The sequence below is a fragment of the Alteromonas sp. ABM1_013 genome (genome assembly GCF_056160505.1).
In genome coordinates this window covers 169,073-188,735 of the sequence record NZ_JBSWXH010000004.1, presented here as the reverse complement: position 1 = coordinate 188,735, position 19,663 = coordinate 169,073, and the positions used below count along the sequence as shown (strand labels likewise).

Sequence of the window (19,663 nt, the reverse complement as noted above, 5' to 3'; positions counted from 1 at the left end):
TTATGAGATGGCCCGGCGCTTGCGCCGGGTTCTAGAGACTGACTCCGCTGGGAGAGTAATGTGAAAGACTTATTAAAGTTTCTAAAGCAACAAAACAAGACCGAAGAATTCGATAATATTCGAATCGGTCTGTCTTCACCTGACATGATTCGTTCATGGTCATTCGGTGAAGTTAAAAAGCCTGAAACAATTAACTACCGTACGTTCAAGCCTGAGCGTGACGGTCTGTTCTGTGCGCGTATCTTTGGTCCGGTTAAAGACTATGAGTGTCTTTGCGGTAAGTACAAGCGCCTCAAGCACCGTGGTGTAATCTGTGAGAAGTGTGGCGTTGAAGTTACACTGACTAAAGTACGTCGTGAGCGTATGGGTCACATCGAGCTAGCTAGCCCGGTTGCACACATTTGGTTCCTTAAATCACTACCGTCTCGTATCGGCCTTATGCTTGATATGACACTTCGTGATATTGAACGTGTACTTTACTTTGAATCATACGTGGTTACAGAGCCAGGTATGACTACACTTGAGCGCAGCCAACTTCTTAACGAAGAAGAGTACTTGGATGCACTTGAAGAGCACGGTGACGAGTTTGAAGCGAAGATGGGTGCTGAAGCAGTATTCGATCTTTTAACAGTACTTGATGTAGACGCGGATGTTGCGGCTATGCGTGAAGAGCTGCCTTCAATCAACTCTGAAACCAAGCGTAAGAAGATTACTAAGCGTCTTAAACTGCTTGAGTCATTCCAACAATCTGGCAACAAACCAGAGTGGATGATCATGACGGTTCTTCCGGTACTTCCACCAGATTTACGTCCTCTAGTACCACTAGATGGCGGCCGTTTTGCAACGTCTGACCTTAACGACCTATACCGTCGTGTAATCAACCGTAACAACCGTCTTAAGCGTCTTCTAGACCTAGCTGCTCCAGACATTATCGTACGCAACGAAAAGCGTATGCTTCAAGAGTCTGTAGATGCGCTTCTAGATAACGGACGTCGTGGTCGTGCGATAACCGGTTCTAACAAGCGTCCACTTAAGTCGCTTGCAGACATGATCAAAGGTAAGCAAGGTCGTTTCCGTCAAAACCTTCTTGGTAAGCGTGTTGACTACTCAGGCCGTTCTGTAATTACCGTTGGTCCTACGCTACGTCTTCACCAGTGTGGTCTTCCTAAGAAGATGGCACTTGAGCTATTCAAGCCGTTTATCTACGGTAAGCTTGAAGGTCGTGGTCTTGCGACAACAATCAAAGCAGCTAAGAAGCTAGTAGAGCGCGAAGCACCAGAGGTTTGGGACGTACTAGACGACGTTATCCGCGAACACCCGGTACTACTTAACCGTGCACCTACACTTCACCGTTTGGGTATCCAAGCATTCGAACCTACACTAATCGAAGGTAAAGCGATTCAGCTTCACCCGCTAGTGTGTGCGGCGTACAACGCCGACTTCGATGGTGACCAAATGGCGGTACACGTACCGTTGACAATCGAAGCACAGCTAGAAGCACGTGCACTTATGATGTCAACGAACAACATCCTGTCACCAGCGAACGGTGAGCCAATCATCGTACCTTCACAGGACGTTGTATTAGGTCTTTATTACCTAACGCGTGACAAAGTAAACGGCTTAGGCGAAGGCATGGTATTCACCAGCCCGAATGAAGCAGAAAAAGCGTACCGTACAGGTAATGCTGAGCTTCACTCTCGCGTTAAAGTACGTATTACTGAATATGACATCGATGAAGATGGCAACAAAACTGAGAAAGTAACCCTAACTGACACTACTGTTGGTCGTGCGATTTTCTCATTGATCCTTCCAAAGGGTCTGCCATTTGAAATCATCAACCAAGCGATGGGCAAGAAGCAAATTTCAAAACTATTGAATGCTTGTTACCGTACGCTAGGTCTGAAAGACACAGTAATTGCTGCTGACCAAATCATGTATACCGGTTTCCACTACGCGATGATCGCGGGTGCGTCTGTTGGTATCGACGATATGGTTATCCCTGCTGCTAAGAAAGAAATTATCGACGCGGCGGAAGCAGAAGTTATTGAAATTCAGGAACAGTTCCAAAACGGTCTTGTTACCGCGGGTGAGCGTTACAACAAAGTTATCGATATCTGGTCAAATGCAAACGAAAAAGTTGCTAAGGCCATGATGGATAACCTTAAGACTGACATCGTAATTAACCGCGATGGCGAAGAAGAAGAGCAATCATCATTTAACTCTGTTTACATGATGGCCGACTCGGGTGCTCGTGGTAGTGCCGCTCAGATTCGTCAGCTTGCAGGTATGCGTGGTTTGATGGCTAAGCCAGATGGCTCAATCATCGAAACCCCAATTACGGCGAACTTCCGTGAAGGTCTGAACGTACTACAGTACTTCATCTCAACTCACGGTGCTCGTAAGGGTCTAGCGGATACCGCACTTAAGACAGCTAACTCGGGTTACCTGACACGTCGTCTAGTAGACGTTGCACAAGACTTGGTAATTACAAACGACGACTGTGGCACATTCGAAGGTGTTCAAATGACACCACTAATCGAAGGTGGTGACGTTGTTGAGCCGCTACGCGAGCGTGTACTAGGTCGTGTGGTAGCAGAAGACGTACTTAAGCCTGGTACTGACGAAGTACTAGTTGAGCGTAATGTTCTTCTAGACGAAGCGTTAGTAGACATGCTTGAAGCTAACTCAGTTGACCAAATCATGGTTCGCTCGGTAATCACTTGTGACAACGACTTCGGTGTTTGTGCTAAGTGTTACGGTCGTGACCTTGCACGTGGTCACATGGTGGGTAGCGGTGAATCGGTTGGTGTTATTGCAGCACAGTCAATCGGTGAACCAGGTACGCAGCTTACCATGCGTACGTTCCACATCGGTGGTGCGGCATCAAGAGCATCTGCTGAGAACAGCGTACAAGTTAAGACAGCGGGTAGCCTTAAGCTACACAACGCGAAGTTCGTACGTAACTCTGAAGGTAAAGTGGTTATTGTTTCGCGTTCAACAGAGCTTACTGTTATCGACGAGCAAGGCCGTGAGAAAGAGCGCTATAAAGTACCTTACGGTGCTGTACTTAGCGTGGATGACGGTGCATCTATTGCAGCTGGCGACGTTGTTGCTAACTGGGATCCGCATAGTCACCCAATCATCACTGAACGTGCAGCTAAGATTAGCTTTGCAGACATTGATGACTCTAACACCGAAATGCAGCAAGACGAGCTTACTGGTCTAACCCGTATCGTTGTTAAAGACCTTGCGAAAGTTAACGCTAAAGAGCCTAAGCTAATTCTTGAGAGCGATGAGTTCGGTCTTCAGGAAATTCGTCTTCCAAGCTTTACCACGATTGAAGCGTCAGAAGGCAAAGTGGCTAACGAAGGTGACGTGCTAGCACGTATTCCTCAAGAAAGCTCGAAGACTCGTGATATCACCGGTGGTCTACCGCGCGTTGCGGACCTATTTGAAGCACGTAAGCCTAAAGAGCCTGCAATCCTTGCAGAAATCTCAGGTACTATCGGCTTCGGTAAAGAGACCAAAGGTAAGAAGCGTCTTGTAATCACACCTGCTGAAGGTGACGCATACGAAGAGATGATTCCTAAGTGGCGTCAGCTTAACGTGTTCGAAGGTGAGAAAGTGGAAAAAGGTGAAGTTATCGCCGATGGTCCAGAGTCTCCACACGATATCCTACGTCTACGTGGTATCTCAGCAGTAGCAAACTACATCGTGAACGAAGTTCAGGAAGTATACCGTCTACAGGGTGTTAAGATTAACGATAAGCACATCGAAGTAGTTATTCGTCAGATGCTACGTAAGTGTATTATCACTCACCCAGGCGATACGCAGTTCCTTGAAGGCGAACAGGTTGAAGTATCGAACGTTAAAGTGGCTAACCGTGAAATTGAAAAACACGGCAAGATCCCTGCGCAGTACGAAACACAGCTGCTTGGTATCACTAAAGCGTCACTGTCTACTGAGTCATTTATCTCGGCGGCATCGTTCCAAGAAACAACACGTGTTCTAACTGAAGCTGCGGTTCAAGGTAAAGAAGATGACCTACGCGGTCTGAAAGAAAACGTAATCGTTGGTCGACTTATTCCAGCGGGTACCGGTTTCGCTTACCACGAACGCCGTGCACAACGTCGCAAAGAGCAAATCGAAGAAATGTCAGTTTCTGCTGCTGAAGCAGAACAGGCACTAACCGAAGCGCTTAATGCAGGTGCAGACGAAGATACTGCCGAATAAGGCAAGATCATAGGAGTACGTTAACGTACTCCTAACAATTTGGCAGTGAAGTTGTACAGATTGCAGATAAATTAACTGCTTAAGCTTTGTACACCTTGACAGTCAGAGCGATGATCTTTAATATTCCGCGACCCGATTTTGGATAGCCATCAAATGGCTCGATAAACGGTCGCGGTTTTTCGTATCAGCGCTCAGTGAATATTGACGAGCACAATGTTCACAAACAAGCGCGATTAATAGATTAATCGCATTAATATGGACCCAATCGCAGTGATTGGGTTTTCGTAGTTTTTAATCAGGAGCTAGTTAATGGCAACAGTTAACCAGTTAGTGCGCAAGCCGCGTAGAAAGCCCGTTGAAAAAAGCAACGTAGCTGCTCTACAAGCTTGTCCACAAAGACGTGGTGTATGTACTCGTGTATATACTACTACGCCTAAGAAACCAAACTCTGCACTACGTAAAGTATGTCGTGTACGTCTAACTAACGGTTTTGAAGTTTCTTCATACATCGGTGGTGAAGGTCACAACCTACAAGAGCACAGTGTAGTACTTATCCGTGGTGGTCGTGTTAAAGATCTACCAGGTGTTCGTTATCACACAGTTCGCGGTACTCTTGACTGCGCAGGTGTAAACGATCGTAGACAAGCCCGTTCTAAGTACGGCGCGAAGAAGCCTAAGTCTTAACGGTTCTCCGTTAGTAAGGCCAAACTGAAGTTTAAGAGTTTTGGGTTTTCCCTGAATTCATACGGAGAATAGAAAATGCCAAGAAGAAGAGTCGTAGGTCAACGTAAAATCCTACCAGAGCCAAAATTTGGTTCACAACTGCTTGCGAAATTCATGAATGTCGTAATGCTCGACGGCAAAAAGTCAGTCGCTGAAAGAATCGTTTACGGTGCGCTTGATATTGTTGCTGAAAAAACCGGCAAAGCACACCTAGATATCTTCGAGGAAGCGCTTGATAACATCCGCCCAACAGTAGAGGTTAAGTCTCGTCGTGTTGGTGGTTCAACTTATCAGGTTCCAGTTGAAGTACGTCCAGTTCGTCGTAACGCGCTAGGTATGCGTTGGATGGTAGAAGCTGCACGTAAACGTGGCGAAAAGTCTATGGCACAACGCCTAGCGGCTGAAATGCTAGACGCAGCAGATAATAAAGGTTCAGCGGTTAAGAAACGTGAAGACGTTCACCGTATGGCCGAAGCAAACAAAGCGTTTGCTCACTACCGTTGGTAATCAACGTTATTTAACTGAGAGAGATTTATGCCTCGTAAGACCTCGATTGAGCGTTATCGCAATATTGGTATTGTGGCTCACGTGGACGCGGGTAAAACCACGACCACAGAGCGAGTCCTGTTTTATACAGGGCTGTCTCACAAAATCGGTGAAGTGCACGATGGTGCTGCTACCATGGACTGGATGGAGCAAGAGCAGGAGCGTGGTATTACTATCACGTCTGCTGCAACGACTTGTTTCTGGTCTGGTATGGAGCAACAGTTCGATCAGCACAGAATTAACATCATCGACACCCCTGGACACGTAGACTTTACTATTGAAGTAGAGCGTTCATTACGTGTACTAGACGGTGCAGTAGTTGTTTTCTGTGGGTCTTCTGGGGTAGAACCTCAATCAGAGACAGTCTGGCGACAGGCTGACAAATATGAAGTGCCACGCCTAGTGTTCGTTAATAAAATGGACCGGGCTGGCGCTGATTTTGAGCGCGTTGTGGGGCAAATCCGCAAGCGTTTAGGCGCAAACTGTGTTCCGATTCAAATCAACATGGGCGCTGAAGAGAATTTCCATGGCGTCATCGACCTTGTGAAGATGAAAGCCATCAACTGGAATGAAGACGACATGGGTATGACATTTACCTATGAAGACATTCCGGCTGAATATCTTGATACCGCTGAGCAGTACCGTACCGAGATGATCGAAGCGGCTGCAGAAGCGTCTGATGAACTGATGGATAAGTATTTAGAAGGCGAAGAGCTGACTGAAGAAGAAATCCGTTTAGGCCTTCGTACGCGTACACTGAACAACGAAATTGTTCTTGCCACTTGTGGCAGTGCCTTCAAAAACAAAGGTGTTCAGGCAGTACTAGACTCTGTAATTCACTATCTACCGTCTCCAACTGAAGTTAAAGCCATTACAGGTGTGCTTGACGATAAAGACGAGACTGAAGCAGAGCGTCATTCAAGCGACGATGAGCCTTTCTCAGCGCTAGCATTTAAAATAGCAACAGACCCATTTGTGGGTACGTTGACCTTTTTCCGCTGTTACTCAGGTGTAGTTAACACGGGCGATACTGTGTATAACCCAGTAAAAGGTAAACGTGAGCGCTTCGGGCGTATCGTGCAAATGCACGCAAAAGACCGCGAAGAGCTTAAAGAAGTACGCGCAGGTGACATTGCCGCCGCTATCGGCCTTAAAGATGTTACCACTGGTGATACGCTTTGCGATCCTAATAACGTTATCACGTTAGAGCGTATGGAGTTCCCAGACCCTGTTATTTCAATAGCAGTAGAGCCTAAATCTCAGGCAGACCAAGAAAAAATGGGTATTGCCTTAGGCAAACTTGCGGCAGAAGATCCATCGTTTAAAGTTAAAACTGATGACGAGACGGGTCAGACAATTATCTCAGGTATGGGTGAACTTCACCTTGACATCATTGTCGACCGCATGAAGCGCGAATTTAAAGTTGAATGTAACGTAGGTAACCCACAGGTTGCTTATCGCGAAACCCTTCGTAAATCTGTTGAAGTGGAAGGGAAGTTCGTTCGTCAGTCAGGCGGTCGTGGCCAGTTTGGTCATGTATGGTTACGCATTGAGCCTCAGGAAGAAGGTTCAGGCTACGAATTTGTGAACGAAATCGTCGGTGGTGTTGTACCAAAAGAGTTCATTCCAGCGGTCGATAAAGGAATTCAGGAGCAGATGCGAAGTGGTGTTCTTGCAGGGTTTCCGGTACTAGATGTAAAGGTTACTTTGTTTGATGGTTCTTACCACGATGTTGACTCTTCTGAAATGGCGTTTAAGATCGCCGGCTCTATGGGTTTCAAAAAAGGCGCCGCAGAAGCAAATCCGGTGTTGCTTGAACCCACAATGAAAGTTGAAGTGACTACTCCAGAAGACTGGATGGGTGATGTAGTTGGTGACATTAACCGTCGCCGCGGCATGATCGAAGGTATGGAAGATGGCGTAGCAGGTGTTAAAATAATACGTGCAAAAGTGCCGCTTTCAGAAATGTTTGGCTACGCAACTGATTTGCGTTCACAAACACAAGGTCGTGCTTCATACTCAATGGAGTTCTTCAATTATTCTGAGGCGCCTAACAATGTGGCGCAGGCTATTATTGAATCTAGAATTTAATCTAAATGAAGGTTCGGTCCGGTCTATTGGTGGGTCGGACTTTTAACTTAGGAAACGAGAAAAATGGCAAAAGAAAAGTTTGAACGTACGAAACCCCACGTAAACGTGGGTACAATCGGCCACGTTGACCACGGTAAAACTACCCTTACTGCAGCTATCACTACAGTTCTTTCAAAGACTTACGGTGGTTCTGCTCAGGCTTTCGATCAAATCGATAACGCGCCTGAAGAGAAAGCTCGTGGTATCACCATCTCTACTTCACACGTAGAGTATGACACTCCTACTCGTCACTACGCACACGTAGACTGCCCAGGACACGCTGATTACGTTAAAAACATGATCACTGGTGCTGCTCAGATGGACGGTGGTATCCTAGTAGTAGCTGCGACTGATGGCCCTATGCCTCAGACTCGTGAGCACATCCTACTTGGTCGTCAGGTTGGTATCCCTTACATCATCGTATTCATGAACAAGTGTGACATGGTTGATGATGAAGAGCTTCTAGAGCTAGTAGAAATGGAAGTTCGTGAACTTCTTAACGAATACGAATTCCCAGGTGATGACCTACCAGTTATCCAAGGTTCAGCTCTTAAAGCGCTTGAAGGCGACGCAGAGTGGGAAAAGAAAATCATCGAGCTTGGTGAAGCGCTTGATTCATACATCCCAGAGCCAGAGCGTGCAATCGACAAGCCGTTCATCCTTCCAATCGAAGACGTATTCTCAATCTCAGGCCGTGGTACTGTTGTAACAGGTCGTGTTGAGCAAGGTATCATCAAGGTTGGTGAAGAAGTAGAAATCGTAGGTATCAAAGACACTACTAAGACTACTTGTACTGGTGTTGAGATGTTCCGTAAGCTTCTTGACGAAGGCCGTGCAGGTGAGAACGTTGGTGTTCTTCTACGTGGTACTAAGCGTGATGAAGTTGAACGTGGTCAAGTACTAGCTAAGCCTGGTTCAATCACTCCACACGTTAACTTCGAAGCAGAAGTATACGTACTGTCTAAAGATGAAGGTGGCCGTCATACTCCATTCTTCAAAGGCTACCGTCCACAGTTCTACTTCCGTACAACTGACGTAACTGGTGCTGTAGAGCTTCCAGAAGGCGTAGAAATGGTAATGCCTGGTGACAACCTTAAATTCAAAGTTGAGCTAATTGCTCCGATCGCGATGGAAGAAGGTCTTCGTTTCGCAATCCGTGAAGGTGGTCGTACAGTAGGTGCTGGTGTTGTATCTAAGATCCTAGACTAATCTAGACTTAGCAACACAAGCCAAAAAAAAGCGCACTTAGGTGCGCTTTTTTTATGCCTAAACATCAGGCGGCGCTTGTTCAATCTAGAACACGCCGTGAACCCATCCATGGGGGCTTCGCAGCTGCTTCCATGCAGCTGAGAGTTCTAGATTGAACAAGCTCCCCCTTTACATCTATTTAGACTGTGCGGAGAGGAAGAAACACGCCGTAAACCCATCCATGGGGGCTCCGACACCGCATCCCTGCGGTGTAGGGTTTCAGAGGGCATACACTCACTCCCTACTCAATCAGCATAAAAAAGCTAGGCATTTGCCTAGCTTTAGCTTTGTTAACCCTGTGCCAAAGGCGAATTACATTTGTTCTATCTTGTAACCTTTAGCTTCCAATAGGGCAATCACGCTGTCATCACCCACTAAATGTCCTGCACCAACTAAAACAAACTCTTGGTCTTCATCGCCGAACATAGCTTCGATTTGAGGTAGCCAGTTTTGATTACGCTTGGTAAACACATCATCATAAGAGGTAGGAGATTCACGTTTGAATGTGTCTACCACCAACTCATCAATTTGATCAGTGTCACCGTTTCTCCATGCTTTAATAGTGCTTTTTAGCATGTCTTTTAGCTCTGGTAAGGTTTCTAACGTTTCAGAAATAAGGCGATCTTCTTCACCCGCGCCCATGTTCGCAAGCATATTGATTTGAAAATCGAGTGATTCTAAGTATTCACTTGTTTTACCGTCACGTGCCGCCAACTGCATAAAATAGGCATCTACCCCTTGCCCGGCCATCTGAGAGCGCTGTGCTTCCATAGCAACTAGCATTGATGCAACCATACCCGGCTTAAATTGAGCTAACTGATCGGCAGTAGCGCCGAATTTAGCTAAATAAGCATTAAGGGCTTGATAGGTTTCTTCTGACACATCATCTTTAAGCGACTTGCCTTCTGCATACGCGAGCCCTGCCATCATTTTCTGTTGGCCTTCAATGTCTGTGGGGTCCGGCATTTTGACTTCGAATACTAGTGTGTCTGCTTGCTCATAGACGTCGGTAAATTCACTTGGCAGAGGGAATTCAGAGATAGGTAAAATATGGATAGTGCCACCTACATATACGGCATCTTCCCCATTTGATACTTTCCAAACTGACGTTTGGCTATCATCGTTGGCAATAGCGGTTGTTACTGTAGATACAGCGAGTCCTAGTGAGAACAGTAGTTTGTGTATAGAAAAGCTTTTCATCTTCATCCCTAATATATGTACTTATTATTAGCTAAAGCGTGCGATTTAGTATCCCTTCGCTTTTAAAAAATTCGTAATCATTTTAACGGTAGTGAGTAAATTATAAGCTAGCGTAGCAAAATGCAATCTAGATATAACCTGTACTTAGAGCTATTTTTTCAAACTACCTAGCAAAGACCCATCTATATTTAGGCGAATGCTAACAATTGAAGCCGCAAATCAGACTAAGCTTTACATTTACGCGGATTGGTATTACAGCTTTGTTCACGTACCTTAACTCTTATAGAAAGCTACACATTTACGTAAGGCGTTTATTCATTATGAAATTTACATACCTATTGATGTACGTACTTGCGTTGTTATTTACTCCTACTACATTAGCTACTACAAGCCCTATGCAAAATAATAAGCCACCATTACCCCAAGCAACCAGTGAGGCGCTGATAGAAAGCATTTCAGCATTTCCCCACTTCACCAAAGAAGAAGTAATAGCGAGTACGCCTCGTACCATTGAAGCGTGGAGAGACTATGTTCACGCTAGAAATAGCGAGCAAAAGAAAAAGATTAAAAAAAATGAAGAAAGAGCTTAACGTGGATGTTGAGCTTATTAAATTAAATGATGTGGTAGTGCGCAAGCTGACACCTAGAACGATTACTCCTGAATTTAAAGACAAGGTTTATCTTGATATTCATGGTGGGGCGTTTGTGCTTTTTGGCGGTTTGCCGAGTATCGAAGAAGGGCTGCTCGTTGCTGAAAGGTTAGGTATTGTAGTATATAGCGTTGACTATAGGATGCCGCCAACGTTTCCTTTTCCCGCTGCACTGAATGACGTAGTTGCAGTTTACAATGCTTTACTCGACCAAGTAGGGGAGGGAAGGGTATTTGTGGGAGGGACATCGGCAGGAGGTGGTCTAGTGCTTTCACTAGTCCAGTCTCTCATCAGCAGCAAAAGCCCTCTACCCAAAGCGGTGTATGCAGGCACGCCTTGGGCCGACCTTACCAAAACCAGCGACAGCCTTTCTACAAATGAGAGTATAGACGGTGTGTTGGTGACCTACGATGGGACACTTGAAGCAGCCGCCAAACTATATGCTGGCAAAAGAGCACTAACAGACCCTGCAATATCGCCACTTTACGGATCATTTGAAGCATTCCCACCAACTCTACTGGTGACAGGGACGCGAGACATGTTTTTAAGCGACACCGCACGAGTCAGTCGTGCAATACGCGATAGCGGAGGTGTTGCGCAGATAGAAATCTTTGAAGGGCTATCCCACGCCGAATATTTGATTTTTTATAAAACCCCAGAGTCGGAGACCACTTACAGGTCGATGAAATCCTTTTTTCTCTCTGCTATTTAATCAGCTTAGCGCGCATAACGCTATGTATGCGCGCTAAAATTACCACGATTCAGAGTCTACAAGCCACCTTTATTCAACGACAAAGAATGCCATATGAGCTTGCTCTTATAACTAAACAAATCCAACTATCTAATTCTTATTAACAAGCTTTAAAGCTATACAAGCCAAGATTTCTGAAGTTAGTCGTCCCAAGCCAGATTCTTGTAGTAGGGCGGTGCTGGGAGGTTTTCTAAAATTTTATTTAGCAGTGTTTTGAGCATATTTGTCGGTTTTATGTAAAGAAATTAAAAAGCCTTTAAATATTAATTAAGTTGCTAATGATAATCATTGTCATTAGTATATTGCAAGGTTTGAGCATGGTTAGTCACTTCTCGCTAAAAGAATAGAAATAGTGTAATGAAAACTCTCGATGACAGACAGGGAATGCACGTTTCTAAGGATAACCTCTCTTTTGGGCATTCTTTTTTGGAATAACAATAACCACACCAAGTGTCCTAGCTCAAATTTCAAGTGGTTTGCTCATGCTTGGCGTAATCGCCAGTCATTAAGATAAGCCGCGCGCAACAAGACACAACATTTTGACATGGCGAGCCACTGGCTGGCCAACACTCAACTTATTAAGGATTATTAAATGCCTGTAAATGGTAAGCGCATTATTTTGTTAGGAACTCTGTTTCCCATGTTGTCAGCGGGTGTGCTGGCGCAAAGCGAAGAGATAGAAACGCTTGACACCACCGTGGTGCAATCTGCGTCTGAAGAGCTGAAGCAAGCCCAAGGCGTGTCTATCATCACTGAAGAAGATTTCAAACGTCGTCCTGTCACTAACGATATCGCTGAAATTGTAAGAACCATGCCGGGTATCAACCTTACAGGTAACTCAAGCTCCGGACAGTACGGCAACAAACGTCAAATAGACATTCGCGGAATGGGTCCAGAAAATACGCTTATTTTAATTGACGGTAAGCCGGTGTTGTCGCGCAACTCTGTAAAAATGGGCCGCTCAGGCGAGAGAAACACTCGTGGCGACAGCAACTGGGTACCAGCAGAAGCGATTGAGAGTATTGAAGTTATTCGTGGTCCTGCCGCTGCTCGATACGGCTCAGGTGCATCTGGTGGTGTCATCAATATCATAACTAAATCTCCAGATGAAGCTTCTACTTCTATCACTGCTCAGACTGAGCTTTCTTCAAATAAATACGAAGGAGATAATCGTCGTTTTAACCTAGTAACAAGTGCGCCTTTATCTGAGCGTTTCTCTCACCGCACTATTGTTAACTATAACGAACAAGACGCTGACGATCCGCAAATCAACTTAGATGATTCCGGACTAAATAGCCGCGGCACTGCTTACGCGGTTGGCGCTGGCCGAGAAGGCGTTGAAAACATTGATGTGCGAACATTGGTTAGATTTGACCAAGATGATGTTCATCGGTGGGATTTTGAAGCGGCCTATAGTCGCCAAGGTAACCGCTACGCTGGTGACAATGCCTTTCAAGGTGTAAGTTTTCCAGTTGATGACGAAGGAAATCTTGTCGACATTGATTACGATGCGCTGGATGATACTGACGCCCAAAACCTGATAGGTGAAGAAACACTGGTGATGCACCGTCGTACGCTTGGTGTAACACACAATGGTGACTATGACTTCGGTGATTCGTTTAGCTACATCCAATACGAAAGTACGTCTAACAGCCGTTTAGGTGAAGGCTCTGCAGGTGGCGGCGAAGGACGCATAAATAGCCTTGAAATGACCACCATTAAATTAGAGAACATTACGGCAAAGACCGAGTGGAATGTGCCGTTAACATTAGGTGGGTTCAATCAAACCGCAACGTTTGGTGCGGAGTACCGCAAAGAAACCCTAGACGATTCAGTGAGCAACCAGCTCTCTCTGAACGTGGTTAGTGATGGCACTATTCCGGGCGTAGAGACTGACCCGGCAAATCGTCCATCTGAAACCGACGCCACGCTTGTAGGTGTGTATGTTGAAGATAATATCATGCTAACTGATTCAATTACGTTAACGCCTGGGCTACGTTTTGATGATCACAGCAAAGCGGGTACAAACCTTAGCCCGAGCTTGAACGCGTCATGGCAGGCATCGCCTAACATTGTGGTTCAAGGTGGTATTAGTCGTGCCTTTAAAGCGCCAAACCTTTATCAATTAAACCCTAACTACGTGTACTACACCCGCGGTAATGGATGCCCGGTTGACTTCTCTAACCTGGGCGGTGGATGTCACATTTTAGGAAATCCTGACCTAGAGCACGAAACCTCAGTAAATAAAGAAATTGGTGTTAACTACACCAACGAAGAGGGCTTGAACGCAGGTATTACTTACTTCCACAACGACTACAAAGACAAAATTGGTACCGGTAATGTACCGCCAGAGTATGTGTTACCTGGCGAGGAAGGTGGCGAGGCAAACGTTCAGGTATTCCAGTGGTTTAACGTTCCTGAAGCGGTTATTTCTGGCCTTGAAGGTAACTTGTTGTTCCCTATAACCAGCGCTATTGAGTGGTCGACCAACTTTACCGTGATGCTTGAATCAGAAGATAAATCTACTGGCCAGCCATTATCAATCGTTCCCGACTACACAGTAAACTCGCTAATAAGCTGGCAAGCCACTGATGCGCTTGAACTTGTAATTAGTGCTCAGCATTACGGTAAAACAGAAAGCCCAACGGCTAGCGTAAATTCGGGCGCCGTTATCGAAGCTGATGATCGCGAAGCCTATACCATCACAAATTTCAACGCCATTTACGCGTTTGACGAAAACTTAAGCTTCAACGTGTCAGTCAAGAACCTGTTTATGGAAAGCATTAAGCGCGAAGGTACACAAGCATCTAGCGCAGGAGCGAATACCTTTAATGAACCAGAGAGAAGCTTCTTGTTGTCTGCTACTTACCAGTTCTAATACTTAGCAAGCAGTAACACGACATTGAAAATGCCGGCCTCGATAGCGATATCGACGTGCCGGCAATCTCATTAATTCAGCTAAGAGATGTAAGGGATTTGAATGAAAGTTAAAAGAAGCGTAGCGTTTTCTTTTGTATTGGTATCACTTGTAGTGCCTTCATCAGGTATTGTGATGGCAGCAACAAAAGCCAGCGATATTGATGGACTCACTGAAAAGTGGATAAACATTGAGCGCCAGACGCAAAAGCTAGAAAACGAGTGGCGTGAATCAGAGCCTGCATTGCGTCAGCGTATTCAACTGCTTAAAGCTGAACGTACTCAGCTGCAGAGTATGATTGGCGAAAGTAAGGCTGCAACCACCGACGTAGAAGCCCAGCGAGAAGCACTGCTTTCTGAGCAAAGTGAGCTTGAAGCACAACAGGGTGGGGTAGAGCGTGCATTGACTGGAGTAATAGGGCAAGTAGACAGCCTTTACTCGTCGCTGCCTGAAATTATTCGCCAGACGTGGGATAAAGAGCAAGCCGAATTAGCGGCTGACGCCGACACGTCAAATAAGCTTCAGGTTACCCTTGCAAAACTTTCATCCCTTCAACAATTTAATAGCAAGCTTCTGGTTAACGAAACCGTAATGCGTGCTCCCGATGACAAAGATGTATTAGTTAAGCAGTTCTTTGTTGGCAGCAGCTATGCGTGGTTTACCAACGCCGATGGTCAATATCAGGGAGTGGGCCGCGTTCAAAATGGGCAGTGGCAGTGGCAATTTAGTGACAATGTCGATAGTGAAGCGGTAGCGCTTGCCGTCGCTATTTTTGAGAAAAAGCATGAACCTGATTTTGTTTCTTTACCACTTACACTGGCTAAAGGAGAAGGCGAATGAAATGCTTATCTCACGTTCTCACACCATTTAATCTAATGTTGAAATCCTCTCTCATCGCAGCATGTGTTGCTTTGTGTGCAGCTGTGGTTTGTGTACCGGCAGTTGCAGCGCCTGAAGATAGTATGCTGGCCAATATTAAAGACGCGAAAGCGCGTCTGGATCGCACAGAAAACAAAATTAGCAAAGAGCGGGTAGCGCTGGCTAACGAATTGCGTGCGCTTGAACAGCAGGTAATGAAACTGCGCAATGAAACCACGGTCGCCCGCCGTAAAATGGACGAAAGAACCCTTAGTCTTTCACAGTTAGAAAATCGCCTATCGAGCTGGAGCGAGCAACAAGAGTTCCAACAAAATTTGTTGAGCCGTTTTCTGCTTCAAACCGGTGTAGACAGTCTGTCATTAAGCGAAATGAGCTTGTCTGACAAAGTCCAGAAAGTGGGTGAAAAAGCGAAAGCGTTTGCGGATCAACAAACCCCTAATTTCAGTGCAGGAAAGGTTGTACTGGCGAATGGCGAAGTGACCCAAGCAAAAGTGCTTACTCTTGGCCCGGTGACGTGGTATCTGGCGCAAGCACAAAACGTTGCGGGTACGGCAGAGCGTAAGCAAGATCTGTTTACCTCTACGTCCACGTTTTCAGATACGGATATCGAAAGCCTTGCAAGCTTGGCAAGCAGCGGCAATGGAAGCATTAAAATAGATCCTACCCTTGGCCGCGCAGCAACACGCGAGCAAGCGTCAGAAGGGGTAATTGAACATGTTGTGAAAGGCGGAGTGTGGGTGATCCCTATCGTGTTGTTTGCCCTTCTCGCTACGCTTATCGCACTGTTTAAAGTTATTCAGCTATGGCGCCTACCGATGGTTAAGCAAGTAGCATCAGGCAAAGCTCTGGTAAACATGGTGGGCAGTTCAGGTGTGGGCTTCTTTGATGGCATGCAGCGCGAGCTGTATGACATAACTAAGCGTGCAAGCACGCCAACTGAACGCGACGATGAACTGTTTTCTGCACTCCAGCAAGACAAAATCAAGCTAGAAAAATACAACGGCACCATTGCTGTAACTGCTGCCGTTGCCCCCTTGCTAGGTCTTCTAGGTACGGTAAGCGGGATGATTGAAACCTTTAGAATGATGACGGCGTTTGGTTCGAGCGATCCTGAAGTTATTTCTGGCGGGATCGCTAAAGCCTTGGTTACGACAGAGTTAGGCTTAGTTGTGGCCATACCGGCATTAATTTTAAATGCTGTACTCTCTCGCAAAGCGCGACATTACTACGAAGAGCTCGAAAGTTTCGCGCTTGTACTTAGCAATGACGAGCCTGACGTTGGCAAGAACACCGACCAAAAGAGTGATGGTCAACAGCAAGCGAGCGCAAGCTAATGATTGAACAGCTAGCGGGGAACGCACTGTGTTGGTTGATGCTGCTGGTGGCATGGTTTGCTTACCAGCAAATCTTTGTGTTGTTTACTTCGCGCAAAGAGATAGCTCAATGTGGTGGTAATGAAAAGCTTCGTGATGGAGAGAAAGAGCTAGAAAAGCGAGAAATGGTACCTGCCGTATTGGTCAGTGCCCTTCCTTTGATGGGGCTATTAGGCACGATTTCAGGCTTACAAGTGAGTTTTACCGGAATGATGTCGTTAGGTGTCGATAGTCAAGTCGTCACTGGTGGCATTGCCGATGCACTTTTTACCACTCAGCTTGGCTTAACCTTGGCTATTCCTGGCTGGCTTTTGTTGATGTTTGTTAATGGTGCGGTAAAGCGCGCCGTAGCAAGGGAGGCGTAAACATGGCAAGTCGATTACAGCGACGCCTTGAAAACCAGCAAGCGCAAGGCATTGATATGTCTCCGCTACTAGACGTGGTTTTTATACTTTTAATTTTCTTTATCGTTTCGACAGTGTTTGTAAAAGAGACTGGGGTAGAGGTAGATAAACCACAGGCAATATCAGCACAAAAGCTCGATCAAATGGCCATTATGCTGGCAATTACCCGAACCGGTGAAGTGGTGTATGACAGTGCCAATATCGGCGTGAGCGGTGTGCGCTCTACCGTTGAGCAATTGTTGATGAAAGAAAAGCGCCCAGTAGTCATTCAGGTAGATAAAGCCGTTCGCTCTGAATTACTGGTAGAAGTCATAGATGAAGCCAAACTGGCGGGTGCCGACACGGTAAATATCGCCACTTTGAAGCCATAGCGAACGAGGCAAAATTCAATGAAATACAATCTTCAACCTTCTCTACTTAGCGGTGCGGTGCTCGTTAGTGCACTTGGCGTTATGTGGCTAGGACACTTTTTGTCTAACCTGCAGCCCGACACTATGGTAGTGCGCAAATTAGACATTGCGGTAACGCCTCCACCACCACCGCCTCCTAAAACGCAAAACGTAGTAGAAGAAACTGAACTCGTTATGCAGGTAGAAGGCAGTGGCGCAGCTATGACAATGGCTGATTTAAGTGTTGAGCCGGATATTCAAGTGCCAAAGCCCGATATGCCAACTGTCAAAGTGACCGACACCCAATGGGATATGCCTGACATTGAGTTAGATGCCTTTGGGCTAAGCGAACTGGACTCAAAGCCTACTTTGCTTACACCGGTCAAAATACGTTTCCCCAAGCGACTTAAAAAGCAAGGGGTCAAGCAGGTGATTGTAAAGCTCGACGTCATTATTGATGAAAATGGCAACGTAAAGCTGATGGATATTGTCGAGAATCCGCATCACGAGCTCAATAGGGAAATAATGCGCTTTGTTAAAGCCAGCAAATTTACGTCGCCCTACAAAGAAGATGAAGCGGTGAAGGCCCGATTTATTTGGCCTGTAGTTATTGAGGCCTAGTCTGGCGTAACAGAGCGAAATAGAAGCTAAAGAATTTAGAGGTTGATTGTGACAATGTTAAAAAAAATTACAGCCGTAACTGTCCTCAGCTGTATAGTGAGCGCGCTGGCTTTTATTAAGCCGGTAAGTGCAAAAATATCGATGGAATTGGAAGAACCCGATTGGCAGTTTGTTCTGCGTCATCACCATAGAGATGACCATCGTGAACGTATTTCCCGCGAAGAAGGTAAGTTCATTGGGCTTATTCAGGCCGACTTGCAAGCTGGTAATTATTCAAACGTTGCCAGCGCATTTGCGAAGCAGGATATTTCTCAATTTAGTCCACGCTTACGTGAGCTTTACGGACAAGTGCTATTGAATGAGAAAAGCTACGCACTTGCCGAAAAAGTGCTGTTAGACGTTATAGACGCTATGCCAAACCTTCCATCGGCGCACAGAAGTTTGAGCATGGCGTATTTAATGACAGATAAATTAGCCAAAGCACGCACTCATTTAACTAAAAGCGTTGAGCTCGGTATTCAAGATGCCCAACTTTTCGGGCAGCTAGCCTATACCAATGTTCAGCTTGGCAAACCTGTCACTGCCATTAGTGCTTATCAAAATGCGTTGATGCTCGAACCTGATAACAAGCAATGGTATCAAGGTTTGCTGTTCGCGCTTATTGAAAGTAATGCACTTGCACAGGCTGAAAGCTTATTAAGCGAAATGTTGGTCGATGATGAAAGCAATCAGCAGCTTTGGCTCCAACGGGGGCAAATAGCGTTAAAGCAGGGTGACATGGTCAAGGCTCTGAGCAGTTTAGAGACGGCGCTTTCTTTGGGCGACCGCTCGCTGTCGAACTTAATTTCAGTGGCGAAATTACACGTATCTGACGGCAGTCCGCGCCGCGCCGCAGCCATACTGGCTACCCACGCGAAGACTTTCATCACCGACAAAGAAGGGGAAGGCTTTGAGGCTTATTCTAAAATAGCGGCTTACTTAGCGGCCAACGAGCAATGGTCTGATTTAAGTAAATTAACACAAGCTGCCGACAACAATGTGAAAAAACTCACGACCTCTCAAGCAGCTACGCTTAATGTACTTAAAGCTCAGTTGGCTATGGGCAAAGGGCAGAGTAAAACGGCAATTTCCCTGTTAACCAAAGCCGTTGCTGACGCCCCTGACAATGGTGAGGCGCTGTTGTCTCTTGCTTCACTCTATCGGCAACAGAATAACGTCGAACGTGCCAAAATGACCTATCTGCGAGCTGAGTCGCTCGCCGACGTTAAACAACGCGCCATGCTCGGGCGTGCGCAAATTGCCATAGATCAGAGTCAGTACCAAGATGCACTTACGCTTCTACGACAGGTTTATAAATCGTACCCATCCCGTTCTGATTTGCTTGGCAACATCCAGTCACTGGAAAACCTAGTCAAGAACACAATATGAAGCGCTGTGTAATTATCTGTTGCTCGCGGCTTTTTTGAGGGCCCTCGTTTCCGCGAAAAGTGAAGTAATCCTTAAAGGTCGTTGAGCAAAAAACACAATAATGAGAATTAATCTCATTTACATTGAAAAGGGTGGAAATATCTGTATTATTTAGCCCGTTGAAATAAATCA

General features: G+C 45.9%; 15 protein-coding genes. 14 read left to right on the top strand and 1 reads right to left on the bottom strand.

Going from position 1 to position 19,663, the window contains the following annotated elements; genetic code table 11:
- Nucleotides 1-60: 60 nt before the first annotated feature.
- From rpoC to tuf, 5 genes are all read left to right on the top strand, one after another.
- Complete coding sequence (gene rpoC / locus ACXAGK_RS12730; protein ID WP_179984806.1) at nucleotides 61-4,233, top strand: DNA-directed RNA polymerase subunit beta'; 4,173 nt, start codon at nucleotides 61-63, stop codon at nucleotides 4,231-4,233.
- Between the two features lie 309 nt (nucleotides 4,234-4,542).
- Nucleotides 4,543-4,917: a 30S ribosomal protein S12 gene (gene rpsL, locus ACXAGK_RS12725; RefSeq protein WP_025257518.1), complete on the top strand. Its 375-nt coding sequence runs from the start codon at nucleotides 4,543-4,545 to the stop codon at nucleotides 4,915-4,917.
- 75 nt (nucleotides 4,918-4,992) lie between these two features.
- The gene (gene rpsG, locus ACXAGK_RS12720) at nucleotides 4,993-5,463 is read left to right on the top strand and encodes a 30S ribosomal protein S7 (RefSeq protein WP_014980519.1); all 471 of its coding nucleotides are present in this window, start codon (nucleotides 4,993-4,995) and stop codon (nucleotides 5,461-5,463) included.
- 27 nt (nucleotides 5,464-5,490) lie between these two features.
- Complete coding sequence (fusA, locus tag ACXAGK_RS12715; RefSeq protein ID WP_474804199.1) at nucleotides 5,491-7,593, top strand: elongation factor G; 2,103 nt, start codon at nucleotides 5,491-5,493, stop codon at nucleotides 7,591-7,593.
- A gap of 63 nt (nucleotides 7,594-7,656) precedes the next feature.
- Complete coding sequence (gene tuf, locus ACXAGK_RS12710; protein ID WP_012519826.1) at nucleotides 7,657-8,841, top strand: elongation factor Tu; 1,185 nt, start codon at nucleotides 7,657-7,659, stop codon at nucleotides 8,839-8,841.
- A 351-nt stretch (nucleotides 8,842-9,192) separates the two neighbouring features.
- Here tuf and ACXAGK_RS12705 read toward each other — a convergent pair whose 3' ends face one another.
- Entirely contained in the window at nucleotides 9,193-10,080 is an 888-nt protein-coding gene (locus ACXAGK_RS12705; protein ID WP_474856515.1) for a TraB/GumN family protein, read from the bottom strand.
- Between the two features lie 320 nt (nucleotides 10,081-10,400).
- On the opposite strand from ACXAGK_RS12705, the gene ACXAGK_RS12700 reads away from it, so the two are divergent.
- From ACXAGK_RS12700 to ACXAGK_RS12660, 9 genes are all read left to right on the top strand, one after another.
- Complete coding sequence (locus tag ACXAGK_RS12700; RefSeq protein WP_474856514.1) at nucleotides 10,401-10,670, top strand: hypothetical protein; 270 nt, start codon at nucleotides 10,401-10,403, stop codon at nucleotides 10,668-10,670.
- The gene (locus ACXAGK_RS12695; protein WP_474856513.1) at nucleotides 10,654-11,442 is read left to right on the top strand and encodes an alpha/beta hydrolase; all 789 of its coding nucleotides are present in this window, start codon (nucleotides 10,654-10,656) and stop codon (nucleotides 11,440-11,442) included. The genes ACXAGK_RS12700 and ACXAGK_RS12695 overlap by 17 nt, the downstream gene beginning before the upstream one ends.
- 631 nt (nucleotides 11,443-12,073) lie before the next feature.
- The gene (locus tag ACXAGK_RS12690) at nucleotides 12,074-14,359 is read left to right on the top strand and encodes a FepA family TonB-dependent siderophore receptor (RefSeq protein ID WP_474856512.1); all 2,286 of its coding nucleotides are present in this window, start codon (nucleotides 12,074-12,076) and stop codon (nucleotides 14,357-14,359) included.
- A 102-nt stretch (nucleotides 14,360-14,461) separates the two neighbouring features.
- Nucleotides 14,462-15,238 (top strand): DUF3450 family protein, encoded by a 777-nt coding sequence (locus tag ACXAGK_RS12685; RefSeq protein ID WP_474856511.1) that lies wholly within the window; start codon nucleotides 14,462-14,464, stop codon nucleotides 15,236-15,238.
- A complete protein-coding gene (locus tag ACXAGK_RS12680; protein ID WP_474856510.1) occupies nucleotides 15,235-16,611 on the top strand; it encodes a MotA/TolQ/ExbB proton channel family protein in 1,377 nt (458 codons plus the stop codon). Before ACXAGK_RS12685 ends, ACXAGK_RS12680 begins: the two co-directional genes overlap by 4 nt.
- On the top strand, nucleotides 16,611-17,015 hold the full coding sequence (locus ACXAGK_RS12675) for a MotA/TolQ/ExbB proton channel family protein (RefSeq protein ID WP_474804213.1): 405 nt from the start codon (nucleotides 16,611-16,613) through the stop codon (nucleotides 17,013-17,015). Before ACXAGK_RS12680 ends, ACXAGK_RS12675 begins: the two co-directional genes overlap by 1 nt.
- A 2-nt stretch (nucleotides 17,016-17,017) precedes the next feature.
- Complete coding sequence (locus ACXAGK_RS12670) at nucleotides 17,018-17,425, top strand: ExbD/TolR family protein (RefSeq protein WP_474856509.1); 408 nt, start codon at nucleotides 17,018-17,020, stop codon at nucleotides 17,423-17,425.
- 18 nt (nucleotides 17,426-17,443) lie between these two features.
- Entirely contained in the window at nucleotides 17,444-18,064 is a 621-nt protein-coding gene (locus ACXAGK_RS12665; protein WP_474804218.1) for an energy transducer TonB, read from the top strand.
- A 54-nt stretch (nucleotides 18,065-18,118) separates the two neighbouring features.
- Nucleotides 18,119-19,492, top strand: a complete 1,374-nt coding sequence (locus ACXAGK_RS12660) for a tetratricopeptide repeat protein (protein WP_474856508.1) — start codon at nucleotides 18,119-18,121, stop codon at nucleotides 19,490-19,492.
- Nucleotides 19,493-19,663 lie beyond the last annotated feature (171 nt).